The following is a 13040-nucleotide window of genomic DNA, read 5'->3' as shown; positions in this document are numbered from 1 at the left end:
GTCCACGCACCGCGTGGACCGGCCCCTCTCCGCTGTCCGCTTGCTCGGCCGCCTACTTCTCGCTCGGCCGCCTACTTGCAGACCGTGCCCGCCGCGGGCACCTTCCCGTTCAGCAGATAGCCGTTCACGGCGCTCTGCACACAGCGGTCGCCGCTGTCGTACGAGCCGTGCCCCTGCCCGTGGTACGTCAGCTCGACCCCGACGCCCTTGCCCAGCGCCGTCGCCATCGCCTTGGCGCCGGCGTACGGCGTCGCCGGGTCACCGGTGTTGCCGACGACCAGGATGGGGGCCGAGCCGGGCGCGCTCACGTCCGGCGTACGCCACTGCCCCTTCACCGGCCACTTGGAGCAGCTCATCAGCCCCCAGCCCAGGTAGTCCCCGAAGACCGGCGACGCCTTGCGGAACGCCGGAAGCTTCGCCTTGGTCTGCGCCAGCGTGTAGCGCTCCTTGGAGTCCGCGCAGTTGACGGCCACATTGGCCGCCTGGAGGTTGCTGTACTGGCCGTTCTGGTCGCGTCCGTTCATCGAGTCGGAGAGCGCGAGCAGCAGCGCGCCACTGCCGCCGTCCGCCTCGTCCAGGCCCTGCTCCAGATACGGCCAGAAGTCCTTCGAGTAGAGCGCCTGCGCGATGCCGTTGGTGGCCTGGGTCTCGGTCAGCTTCCGGGGACCGATGCCCGCGATGGGCTTCTTCCCGATCCGGTCGAGCAGGCCGGTGATGAACGACTGGATCTCCTGCGGCGTGGAGCCGGGCAGCCGGCAGGCGGAGCCGCGCGCCAGACAGTCCTTCTCGAAGTTGTCGAGGGCGAGCTGGAACCCCTTCGCCTGGCCGAGCGAACCCTGCTCGGAGTTCTGCGTCGGGTCGACGACGCCGTCGAAGACCGCCCGGCCGACGGACTTCGGATACAGGTGGGCGTAGACGCCGCCCAGTTCGGTGCCGTACGAGATCCCGAAGTAGTACAGCTTCTTGTCCCCGAGGACCTGCCGCATCAGCTCCAGGTCGCGCGCGGCGCTGGTCGTACCGACGTACGGGAGGATCCTGCCGGAGTTCTTCTCGCAGGCCGCCGCGAAGTCCGCGAGCCCCTTGGTGAAGGTCTTCTCCTGGGCGGCCGTGGTGGGTGTGGAGTCCTGGGCGAAGTACGCGTCGAGCTGCTTGGCGTTCTCGCACCGGACGCCGTCGCTGAGGCCGACCCCGCGCGGGTCGAAGCTCACCAGGTCGTAGCGGGAGCGCAGCTTCTCGTAGTCCTTGGCGAAGGCAGGCAGCCCGGTGATCCCGGAGCCGCCGGGGCCGCCGAAGTTGAAGATGAGCGACCCGATCCGGTGCTTGGTGTCCCGCGCCTTCGCCCGGATGAGGGCGAGGTCGATCGTGGGGCCGTTCGGCTTCGCGTAGTCGAGCGGCGCCTTCATGGTGGCGCACTGCCACGTGGTGCCGCCGGGCAGCGGCGAGGGCGCCGTACCGCCGCCCTCGGAGGCCGCCGGGGCCCGGCACGCCTTCCACGTCAGATGCTGGGAGGCCAGGTCGCCGCCCGGGCTGCTCGTGGCCCGGGCGTTCCCGCCGGCCGGGGTCCCGAGGGCGGCGTCCGAGGCGTCCCCCCGGTCGGAGCCCGCGCTGTCGGAGCATCCGGAGGCGGCCAGCAGGGCGACGGCGGTGACGGCGGCCAGGGCCGCGGACTGCCGGACGGAGGAAATTGGCATGGCCCCATCGTGCGCCGGGTCGGCCCGCGGCGCGCGGGGCCGCGGGCCATGCGAGTGGCGGAGGGCTCCGTCACACCACCCCCCCGCACCGGCCCGCCGCCCTCCTACAAGGCGCCCTTGCGCGTGAGGTGGCTGAAGCTCAGCCACCCCGGCAGCACCGGCAGCCAGAGCGTCAGCAGCCGGAACAGCAGCACCGCGGGCGCCGCCACCTCCTTGGGCAGACCGACCGCGATCAGCCCCAGCGTCAGCGCGCCCTCGACCGCGCCGACCCCGCCCGGGGTGGGCGCCGCCGAGCCCAGCGCGTTGCCCGCCAGGAAGACCACCGCGATGCTCGCGTAGCTGAGCTGCTGGTTGCCGTTGTCGAACGCCCGGATCGAGGCGTCCAGGCACATCACGAACACACCCGTCAGCAGCAGCATCCCGCCGATGCCGGTGAGCAGCTTCATCGGCCGCTGGAGCACGTCCAGCATGCGCGGCACCACCCCGGCGAACAGCGAGCGCAGCCGCGTCGCCACGAACTTCCGCAGGAACGGGATCGCGGTCACGACCAGGACCAGCACGGCGACCGTCAGCAGCCCCGCGATCACCGTCCTGGAGGGGGTGAGCGACGCCGTCTTCTCCGTACCGGTGAGATAGCCGAAGGAGAGCAGCAGCAGGATGTGCGCCCCGAGCCCGAAGAGCTGGGACGCGCCGACGCTCGCCACCGCGAGCCCCGGCCGCACCCCAGCGCGCTGCAGGAAGCGGGTGTTCAGCGCCACCCCGCCGACCGCCGCCGGGGCGACGACCTTCACGAAGGACCCGGCGACCTGCGCGAGGACCGTCCGCGGGAACGGCACCCGCTCCGGTACGAAACCGAGCAGGCTCATCGCCGCCGCCACATAGCTGAGCGCGGAGAACGCCAGCGCCGCGAGCACCCACCCCCAGTGCGCCTCGCTCACGACGGTGGAGAAGTCCACCTGGGTGAGCTGCGTGAGCAGGAAGTACCCGGCGACGGCCCCCGCGATGAAGCTCAGCAGCGTCCGCGGCTTGATCCGCTCAAGACGGACCGGTTCGACCGGCGCCTGCGGTCTGATCAGCAGCACCTGCTGCCGCATCTGGGAGAGCAGATCCTCCTCGCGGGCCTCGTCCAGCGCCTCGTCTATGGCCCGCTTCTCGGCCTGCTTCTCGGCGCGCAGGGACTTCCGTACGGCCTTGCGGTCGGCTCCGCCTTCGACGGCGGCCGCCTCCGCCGCCTTGGCGCGCTTGTTCGTCTCGGAGGCAGCGAGCACGGCCTCACGCTCGCGCTGCGACCGCTCACGGGCGAGCCTGCGCAGCGTCGCCCGGGACGAACGGCTCAGCGCGATCGGCTGGAGCAGCGGCAGACAGTCGGCGATCGCGTCAGGACCGAGCACCTCGACCGCCGCGGCGACGGAGCGCTCGGCGCCCACGCGCAGCCCCATGGTGGTGAGCATCTGGGCGGTGTCCATCCGCAGCACCAGGTCGCCCGCCGCGATCTCGCCGCCGCGCAGCTCCGTCAGGATCACCTGGCCGGAACGGTCCACCAGCAGGGCGTCCCCGGTGAGCCTGCGGTGCGCGATGCGCCGTGACTGGAGCGCCTCGACCTGCCGCCACGCCTCCCGTACCAGCTCGTCGGTGATCTCCTCGTCCGGCAGCGAGTCCAGCGACCGGCCGCCCAGGTGCTCGTACACGAGCATGACGGCGTCGGGACCCAGCTCGGAGGTGGCGATCAGCTTCGGCGCGTTGGCCCCGGCGGCGATGGCCGCGTACGCGAGCAGCGCCTCCTGCTCCAGAGCCTGACGCAGGGAGGGGATGGATCTGCGGGTGGTGATGGAGCGCAGCGTGAGCCGGCGCCAGGCCCGGTAGAAGAAGCCCTGTGCCTGCTGCTCGCGGTCGACGACGGTGACGTCGAGGGGCGGGCCGTCCTCCAGGGTGACCAGATAGCGCCGGCCCCGGTCGCCCTGTTCGGACGCGTCGGCGGCGTCCTCGGCGCGCATCGCGTTCACGGGGCGGAAGCCGACATGGCGCAGACCCGCCATCAGGGTCTGCCCGGTCGGCCGTACGTTGGGCGAACCGACCGCGTAGAGCGTGCCGTACGCGACGGTCCAGCCGATCAGCACGGTCAGAATGATCGAGAACGGCGTGGTGTACCCGGCGACCAGCATCGCGAACGCGTCGAGCAGCAGCACCACCCACAGGACCACCCGCCAGCGGGGTCTGCGGGCCATGCCCACGGCCGTCATGTAGGCGATGACGGGGGCGAGGTATCCGTGAACCGGGTCGGTGAGCCCGGCGCCGAGCTGGGGCCGTGTCAGCGCGTCCGTGATCGACTCGGGCGCGGCCCTGGCGACCCAGAGGTCGGTGGCGAGGGTGACCCCGTGCGCCAGTACGGCGGCGAGGACCCCGTCCGCGATGCGCAGCCCGTCCCGTTTGATCAGCCGCTCGATCGCGAACGCGACGGGGACGAGCAGTACGGCGATGCTGGAGACCAGACCGGCCAGCTTGACGATCAGGTCGGGGGCCTGGCCCGTGCCCTTGCTGATGTCCTGTTCCAGGCCGGAGGTGGTGCCGTGGGCGAAGGCGGAGAGGCCGAGGACGAGGGCGATGGCCAGCACACCGATGAGCAGTCGCAGCAGGTCGGAGGGGCGGTGGACGCGGGCGGCGAGCAGCGGCTCGTCGCCGGAGACCCGGTCGGCCCGGGTGGCGCCGTTGTCGCCGTCGCCGTCGCCATCGCGGTTGCCGTCGCGGTTGCCGGCCGCGTCGGCGTCGGAGCCGCTGCCGTCGGGGGTGGGGGAGCCGCCCGGCCCGCCGTCGTCCGCGTCACCGGTAACGCCGCCGGGGCGCTTCCCTGCTCCGGCGCGCGGGCCGGTGTCAGGACCTTTGCCGGGGCCGGGGGCCAGACCGGTGTCCGGACCTTCGCCGGGGCCGTTCTCCGGGCCGTTCTCCGGGCCGGTGTCCGGGCCGGTCGACGGGGATCCGCCGGCGTCCGGGCGCGGCTCAGCGCCGGAGGTGTTCGCCGTCGCCGGAGGCTGCACGGCCCCCTCCTCTGCCGAATCCGTCTCTTCTTGGTCTCGTATCACCAGTCACCGCCCGGATGATGGTGGCACGAGCATCCGACAGAGGGGGGCATCAGGGTGCAATGCGGGGACATCCGGCGCGCGGTACCAGGGCGCCGCCGGTGTCGGTGGTGTGCGGCAGGATGGGCCGAATGAGGAGCAAGGAGCCCGAGGGAGCCCAGCCGCCTGACCTGCCCGAGCCGCCTGACCTGCCGGGACCGTCCGAGCTGCCGGATTACGCGGAGCGGGTGCTGGACGTCGCCGAGCTGATCCCGCCCGGCCGGGTCATGACGTACGGAGACGTCGCCGAATGGCTCGGCGACGGCGGACCGCGCCAGGTCGGCCGGGCCATGGCGCTCTACGGCTCGGCTGTGCCCTGGTGGCGGGTGGTCCGGTCCGACGGCGTGCTGCTGCCGGGGCACGAACTGCGCGCCCTGGCCCACTACCGCGAGGAGGGCACCCCGCTGCGTGAGGCCGCGCGGAGCGCCGAGGGCCATGTGCCGCGCCTGGACATGGGGCGGGCGCGATGGGACGGCGAGGGCCCGGACACGGACGATGTGACTCACAGGTGACAGCTTCCGCCATCGGGCCGTACGGCGGGCGTTCCCGCGTCCGGAGAGCCCGCCGTACGGATGACGCCACGCTGTACGGGAGCGCGCCGCAGGGGGCGGCGGTAACGGCGACAGCGGCGGAGTCGGCGGCGGTAGCGGAGACAGCGGCGGAAGCGCTGCCTTCGTCGGACGCCTCACCGACGGTGCCCGCGTCGGCGGCGCCTGCATCGGACCCCGCGTCGGCGGTTCCTGCGACGGACGCCACGCCGGACCGTACGCGTCCGGGCCGCCGGACGGCGTAGCGTCGACGGCACGCGCCTCCCGCGTTCCGTGCGTGCCACGCGTCCCCCGCGTGCCGCGCACGCAGGCCAGCCCCGTCACCACCAGCACCCCCTCCAGGACCGGCGAAACCACGTGAGCTCCTCCTCTTCCACCGGACGTATCCCGCAGCGCCGGGCACGTCAGCGCACCCCCGGCGCGTACCGGCTGCTGCGTACGCCGCCCGTGCCGGTGGCCCCCCCTGTGCTGGACGCAGCGCAGCGCGCCGTGGTTGACCACCGGACGGGGCCGCTGCTGGTGCTGGCGGGCCCCGGCACCGGCAAGACGACGACGCTGGTGGAGTCCGTGGCCGAGCGCGTCGCCCGGGGCGCCGACCCCGAGCGGATCCTGGTGCTCACCTTCAGCCGTAAGGCCGCGGTGGAGCTGCGCGACCGTACGGCGGTACGGCTCGGCGGCGCCCGGGGCCCGCAGGCGACCACCTTCCACTCGTTCTGCTACGCCCTGATCCGCGCGCACCAGGAGGCCGAACTCTTCACCGAGCCCCTGCGGCTGCTCTCCGGACCCGAGCAGGACGTCGCCGTACGCGACCTCCTCGCCGGTGAGATCGAGCTGGCCCGTGACGGCCGGGGGAGGGTCCGCTGGCCCGACGAACTGCGCGCGTGCCTGACCACGCGCGGCTTCGCCGACGAGGTGCGCGCGGTGCTCGCCCGCAGCCGCGAACTGGGCCTGGGCCCGAACTCCCTGGCGGCCTTCGCCCGCCGTACGGGCCGCCCCGACTGGTCGGCCGCCGCGTCCTTCCTCGCCGAGTACCTGGACGTCCTGGACATGCAGGGGGTGCTCGACTACGCGGAACTGGTGCACCGCGCGGTCCTGCTCGCCCGCCGCCCGGAGGTCGCGGAGAAGCTACGGGAGCGGTACGACGTGGTCTTCGTCGACGAGTACCAGGACACCGATCCGGCGCAGGTACGGCTGCTGCGCGCCCTGGCGGGCGAGGGGCGCACACTGGTCGCCTTCGGCGATCCGGATCAGTCGATCTACGCCTTCCGCGGTGCCGACGTGAACGGCATCCTCGACTTCCCGTACGCCTTTCCCCGTACGGACGGGGCCCCGGCGCCGGTCGAGGTCCTGATCACCTCCCGCCGCTCCGGCGCGGGCCTCCTGGCGGCCACCCGGCTCCTGACGCGCCGTATGCCGCTGAACCGGCTGCCGGCCGAGAAGGTACGGGCCCACCGGGAACTGGCGGCGGTACGGGAGGGCGGCCGGGTCGAGACGTACACCTTCCCGACCCCGTCGACCGAGCTGGAGAACATCGCCGACATCCTGCGCCGCGCGCATCTTGATGACGGTGTGCCCTGGCACGACATGGCGGTCCTGGTCCGCGCGGGAGGCCGCACGATCCCCTCGATCCGCCGCGCCCTGACCTCGGCGGGTGTTCCCCTGGAGGTGGACGGCGACGATGTCCCGCTGCGCCACGAACCGGCCGTCGCCCCGCTGCTGACGGCGCTGCGGACGGTGGCGACGGCGTCGATCACGCCCCTGGGGGAGCCGTCTGCGGAGCCCGGCACCGAGGCACCCGTCCCGGAGGCGGCACCTGTCCCGGCGGCACCCGTCCCAGAGGCGACACCCATTCCGGAGGCGGCAGACGCCCCGGAGGCGCCCGAAACGGAGGCGCCCGAAACGGAGGCGGCCGCTCACTCCCCCGCCCCCGAGGCCGCTGTCACCACCTGGCTCGACGTGGAGACCGCGCTCACCCTCCTCACCTCGCCCCTCGGCGGCATGGACGCCGCCGATCTGCGCCGCCTCGGCCGGGCTCTGCGCGACGAGGAACGGGTCGGCGGGATCAGGATCCCGGCCGCCTCCGACGTGCTGCTCGCCCGCGCGCTCGCCGAGCCCGAGCGGCTGGTGGCGCACGACCCCGCGTACGCCCGGGGCGCGCAGCGGCTCGGCGTACTGCTCCGCAAGGCGCGCGAGCTGCTGGCCGGTGGCGGCACCGCCGAGGAGGCGCTCTGGGAGCTGTGGGACGGCACGCCCTGGCCCGCGCGGCTCGAACGCTCCGCCCTGCGCGGCGGTGCCGGCGGCCGCAACGCCGATCGCGATCTTGACGCCGTCTGTGCCCTGTTCGACGCCGCCGCCCGCGCCGAGGAGCGCACCGGCGGCCGGGGCGCGCTCAACTTCCTGGAGGAACTGGACGCCCAGGACATCGCCGCCGACACCCTCAGCCGCCGCGCCGTACGCCCCGACGCCGTACGGCTGATGACCGCGCACCGCTCCAAGGGGCTCGAATGGGGCCTCGTGGTCGTCGCCGGCGTACAGGAAGGCCTCTGGCCCGATCTGCGGCGCCGTGGCTCCCTCCTGGAGGCCGACAGGATCGGCCGCGACGGGCTCGCGGAACCGCTCACTCCGGGCGCCCTGTTGACGGAGGAACGCCGCCTCTTCTACGTGGCGGCCACCCGCGCCCGTGACCGGCTCGTCGTCACCGCCGTCAAGGCACCCGCCGACGACGGCGACCAGCCCTCACGCTTCCTCCCCGAACTCGGCGTCGAGCCCAGGGACGTCACCGGCCGCCCGCGCCGCCCGCTCGCCGTCGCCGCGCTCGTCGCCGAACTGCGCGCCACCACCGTCGACCCGGCGGCGTCCCCGGGCCTGCGCGACGCCGCCGCCCGACGCCTCGCCCGGCTCGCGGCCCTCAGCGACGAGGAGGGCCAGGCGCTCGTCCCGGCGGCCCACCCGCACCGCTGGTGGGGCCTGTACGAGCCGACCCGCAGCGCGGTCCCGCTGCGCGACCGGGAGCAGCCCGTCGCGCTCTCCGGAAGCGCCCTGGACCAGTTGGCGAACACCTGCGCCCTCCAGTGGTTCCTGGGCCGCGAGGTGAAGGCGGACGCGCCCGCCACCGCCGCCCAGGGGTTCGGCAACGTCGTCCACGTACTGGCCGACGAGGTGGCCTCCGGCCGTACCCCCGCCGATCTCGCCGTCCTCATGGAACGCCTGGACTCCGTGTGGGACGCCCTCGCCTTTGACGCGCCCTGGAAGTCGCGGCAGGAGAAGGAGCACGCGCGCGCGGCCCTCGAACGCTTCCTGCGCTGGCACGTCACGGACCGTGGCGGCCGTACCCCCGCCGCCACCGAGCACGGCTTCGACGTGACGCTGGAGGCGGGCGCCTACGAGGTACGGATCCGGGGCTCCATGGACCGCGTGGAACAGGACGCCCAGGGCCGGGCCTATGTCGTCGACTTCAAGACCGGCAAACAGTCCCCTTCCAAGGACGAGGTCGCCCACCACCCCCAGCTCGCCGTCTACCAGCTCGCGGTCCGCGAGGGCGCGCTGGACGAGGTCTTCGACGGCCACCGCCCCGAACCGGGCGGCGCCGAACTCGTCCAGCTCCGCCAGCCCGCCCCCAAGAAGGAAGGCGGCGACGCGCTCCCCAAGATCCAGGCGCAGGAGCCCCTCACGGGGGAGTGGGTCGGCGAACTGCTCACCACGGCGGCCGGCCGCGTACTCGACGAACGCTTCACCCCGACCACGGGCCAGCACTGTGGCCACTGCGCGTTCCGCGCCTCGTGCAGCGCGCAGCCGGAGGGCCGGCAGGTCGTGGAATGAGCCACGGTCGTGGAATGGGCCACGGTCGTGGAATGAGCCGCGGACGCGGAATGAGCCGCGGACGTGGAATCGGCCGCGGACGTGGCATGAGTCACTGACACCGGTCGCCGCGCCCGCCGCCGTCCGCTGTCAGTGGGGCCGGATAGCCTTCCTGAGGTGTCCGTACATCTCACCGATCCCGAGCAGCTCAAGGAGCTGCTCGGCATCCCCTTCACCCCGGAGCAGATGGCCTGCGTCACCGCGCCGCCCGCCCCGCAGGTCATCGTGGCCGGGGCCGGGTCGGGGAAGACGACGGTGATGGCCGCCCGGGTGGTGTGGCTGGTGGGCAGCGGACAGGTCGCGCCCGAGCAGGTCCTCGGGCTCACGTTCACCAACAAGGCCGCGGGCGAGCTGGCCGAGCGTGTCCGCAAGGCGCTCGTCAGGGCCGGCGTCACCGACCCTGACGTCCTCGACCCCGAGAACCCCCCGGGCGAGCCGCGCATCTCCACGTACCACGCCTTCGCCGGCCGGCTGCTCACCGACCACGGGCTGCGGCTGGGGCTGGAGCCCACCGCCCGGCTCCTCGCCGACGCCACCCGCTTCCAACTCGCCGCCCGCGTCCTGCGGGAGGCGCCGGGACCGTACCCCGCCCTGACCAAGACGCTCCCCGCCCTGGTCAGCGATCTGCTCGCCCTCGACGCCGAGCTGGCGGAGCATCTCGTCCCCCCGGGCCGGCTCGGTTCGTACGACACGGAACTGCTGCGCACCCTCGACGGCGTCAAGCTCTCCAACGTCGACCTGCGCAAGGTCCCCGAGGCGGCCGTCGCCCGCCGTGAACTGCTCGACCTCGTCGGGCGCTACCGCACCGCCAAGAGCGCCCGCGACCTCCTCGACTTCGGCGACCAGATCGCCCTCTCCGCCGAACTCGCCACCACCCGCCCCGAGGTCGGCGCCCTGCTGAGGGACGAGTTCCGGGTCGTCCTCCTCGACGAGTACCAGGACACGTCCGTCGCCCAGCGGCTCCTGCTCTCCGGCCTCTTCGGCGGCGGCACCGGACACGCCGTGACCGCCGTCGGCGACCCCTGCCAGGCGATCTACGGCTGGCGCGGCGCCTCCGTGGCCAACCTCGACGACTTCCCGGCCCACTTCCCGTACGCCGACGGCGCCCCCGCCGCCCGCTTCTCCCTCAGCGAGAACCGCCGCAGCGGCGGCCGGCTCCTCGACCTCGCCAACAGCCTCGCGGAGCCCCTGCGCGCCATGCACGAAGGCGTCGAGGCGCTGCGCCCGGCACCCGGCGCCGAGCGTGACGGTTCCGTACGGTGTGCCCTGCTCCCGACGCACGCCGAGGAGATCGACTGGCTCGCCGACTCCATCGCCCACCTCGTCCGTACGGGCAAGGAGCCCGGCGAGATCGCCGTGCTGTGCCGTACGGCGGGGGACTTCCCCGAGATCCAGGGCGCGCTGGTGGCCCGGGACGTCCCCGTCGAGGTCGTCGGTCTGTCGGGGCTCCTGCACCTCCCCGAGGTGGCCGATCTCGTCGCCATGTGCGAGGTCCTCCAGGATCCCGGCGCCAACGCCTCACTCGTACGCCTTCTCACCGGCCCCCGCTGGCGCATCGGCCCGCGCGACCTGGCGCTGCTCGGCCGCAGGGCCCGGCTGCTCGTCCACCGCGGCCCGGCAGGGGGCGCCGAGGACGACACCGACGCGCGGCTCGCGGCGGCCGTCGAGGGCACGGACCCCGCCGAGGTGATCTCCCTCGCGGACGCCCTCGACACCTTCCTGGAGCCGTCCGGAGCCCCGGCGGACCACCTGCCCTTCTCCGCCGCCGCCCGCGTCCGTTTCGCACGCCTCGCCACCGAGCTGCGCGACCTGCGCCGCTCCCTGGCCGACCCCCTGATGGACGTGCTGCACCGCGTCCTGGCCACGACCGGCCTCGAAGTCGAACTCTCCGCGTCCCCGCACGCCCTGGCCGCCCGCCGCCGGGAGACCCTGAGCAACTTCCTCGACACGGCGGCCTCCTTCGCCGCGCTCGACGGAGAGGCCGGGTTGCTGGCCTTCCTGGCGTTCCTCCGTACGGCCGCGCAGTACGAGAAGGGCCTGGACAACGCGCTCCCGGGCGGCGAGAACACGGTCAAGGTGCTCACCGCCCACAAGTCCAAGGGGCTGGAGTGGGACGTCGTCGCCGTCCCCGGGCTGGTCACGGGGCAGTTCCCGAGCACCAAGGCGCGCGAAGCCTGGACCGCGCAGCCGAAGGTCCTCCCGCACGCGCTGCGCGGGGACGCGCCGACGCTCCCCGCGATCGCCTCCTGGGACGCGAAGGGCATCAAGGCCTTCAAGGAGGACATGAAGGCGCACCAGCACACCGAGGAACTGCGCCTCGGCTACGTCACCTTCACCCGCCCGCGCTCCCTGCTGCTCGGGTCCGGCCATTGGTGGGGGCCCACGCAGAAGCGGACGAGAGGTCCGTCGGACTTCCTGCACGTCTTGTACGCGCACTGCGAGGCGGGGTACGGCGAGATCGAGGCGTGGGCGGACGAACCGGAGGAGACCGAGGAGAACCCGTCCCTCGCGGCGGAGACCGCCCCGCACCCGTGGCCGCTTCCCCTGGACGCGGCCTCCCTGGCCCGGCGCAGGGAGGCCGCGGACACGGTCCTGGCGTATCTGGAGGAGCTTCGGAACGCGGAGCACGGGGCCGGGGCCGAGGGGTCGGAGAGCTCGGTGCAGCCGGTACGGGACGTCTCCGGGGCCCCGGACATCTGGCACGACCTGCACGACGTACATCCCCCGGAGGACCCGGACGGCCCGGACGGCGTCGGCGCCCTGGACGACCCGGGGATCGGGGACGACCCCTTCGACCCCGGCAGCTCCGGCGACGACCTGTCCGACTGGGACTCCTGGGACACCGTGGAGTCCGACGACTCGGGGAACGCCGCGGGCTCCCGGGACGCCGGGGACTCCCGGGGCCCACAGCAGCCCCCGGCGCCTGTCGCCCCGTCCGTGCCGGCTCCCCGGCACCCCGTTCCGGTGCGGGGCGGGGCAGGGGAGGGACCGACCCCCGAAGAGGCCCGTACCCTCGCCTCCTGGGACCGTGACCTCGACGCCCTCGCGGGTGAACTCGCCCGTGCCCGCGCCACCGTCCGCGACGTTCCCGTACCGGCTTCGCTCTCCGCCTCCCAGCTTCTGCGCCTCGCCGCCGACCCCGACGCCTTCGCCCACGAACTGGCCCGGCCCATGCCCCGGCCCCCGGCCCCCGCCGCGCGCCGGGGCACCCGGTTCCACGCCTGGGTGGAGTCGCGCTTCGAGGAGCTGCCGCTCCCGATGCTCGGCCCCGACGAGCTGCCCGGCGGGCACGAGGACGAGCCGGAGATCGCCGACGAACGTGACCTCGCCGCCCTCAAGGAGGCCTTCGAGCGCTCCCCGTACGCCCGGCGCACGCCGTACCGGGTGGAAGAGCCGTTCCAGCTCACCCTCGCGGGCCGGGTGATCCGCGGCCGTATCGACGCCGTCTACCGCGACCCGGTGCCCGGCTCCGGCATCGGCACAGGCTCCGGTACGGGCCCGTACCCCCACCCGTACACGTACGAGATCGTCGACTGGAAGACCGGCCGCGCCCGCACCGCCGACCCCCTCCAGCTTGCCGTCTACCGCCTCGCGTGGGCCGAGCAGCACGGCCTCCCGCCCGAGGCCGTGACGGCCACGTTCCTCTACGTACGGACCGGGGAGGTCGTCCGGCCAGACCGCCTTCCGGGCCGCCCCGAGCTGGAACGGCTCCTCACTGCGGACGTTCCCTACGCCATGGAAGGCGGTGACGGCGATCCCGACACACCCACGGACGAGCGATCTTCGCAACAGGCAGACGGGACAGCCCGCCGGGCCCGTTAGGCTCGATG

Annotated in this window: 5 protein-coding genes; 3 read left to right on the top strand and 2 right to left on the bottom strand. The window is 73.7% G+C overall.

Annotated elements, in window-relative coordinates; all coding sequences use genetic code 11:
• Positions 1-71 precede the first annotated feature (71 nt).
• Together ACFXPL_RS22075 and ACFXPL_RS22070 are read right to left on the bottom strand one after the other, a co-directional pair.
• Positions 72-1691: an alpha/beta hydrolase gene (locus tag ACFXPL_RS22075; protein ID WP_384922059.1), complete on the bottom strand. Its 1620-nt coding sequence runs from the start codon at positions 1689-1691 to the stop codon at positions 72-74.
• 104 nt (positions 1692-1795) lie between these two features.
• The gene (locus ACFXPL_RS22070; RefSeq protein WP_384922056.1) at positions 1796-4723 is read right to left on the bottom strand and encodes a lysylphosphatidylglycerol synthase domain-containing protein; all 2928 of its coding nucleotides are present in this window, start codon (positions 4721-4723) and stop codon (positions 1796-1798) included.
• Between the two features lie 173 nt (positions 4724-4896).
• Here ACFXPL_RS22070 and ACFXPL_RS22065 point away from each other — a divergent pair, with 173 nt between their 5' ends.
• The 3 genes from ACFXPL_RS22065 to ACFXPL_RS22055 all read left to right on the top strand — a co-directional run bounded on the left by ACFXPL_RS22065 (position 4897) and on the right by ACFXPL_RS22055 (position 13032).
• A complete protein-coding gene (locus ACFXPL_RS22065; RefSeq protein ID WP_384922053.1) occupies positions 4897-5316 on the top strand; it encodes an MGMT family protein in 420 nt (139 codons plus the stop codon).
• Positions 5317-5709: 393 nt separating this feature from the next.
• The gene (locus ACFXPL_RS22060; RefSeq protein ID WP_384922050.1) at positions 5710-9171 is read left to right on the top strand and encodes an ATP-dependent helicase; all 3462 of its coding nucleotides are present in this window, start codon (positions 5710-5712) and stop codon (positions 9169-9171) included.
• Between the two features lie 156 nt (positions 9172-9327).
• A complete protein-coding gene (locus ACFXPL_RS22055) occupies positions 9328-13032 on the top strand; it encodes a UvrD-helicase domain-containing protein (RefSeq protein ID WP_384922047.1) in 3705 nt (1234 codons plus the stop codon).
• Positions 13033-13040 lie beyond the last annotated feature (8 nt).

It is taken from the genome of Streptomyces sp. NPDC059092, assembly GCF_042756365.1.
Taxonomy (GTDB): Bacteria; Actinomycetota; Actinomycetes; order Streptomycetales; family Streptomycetaceae; genus Streptomyces.
This window is presented reverse-complemented; position numbering and strand designations above follow the sequence as displayed.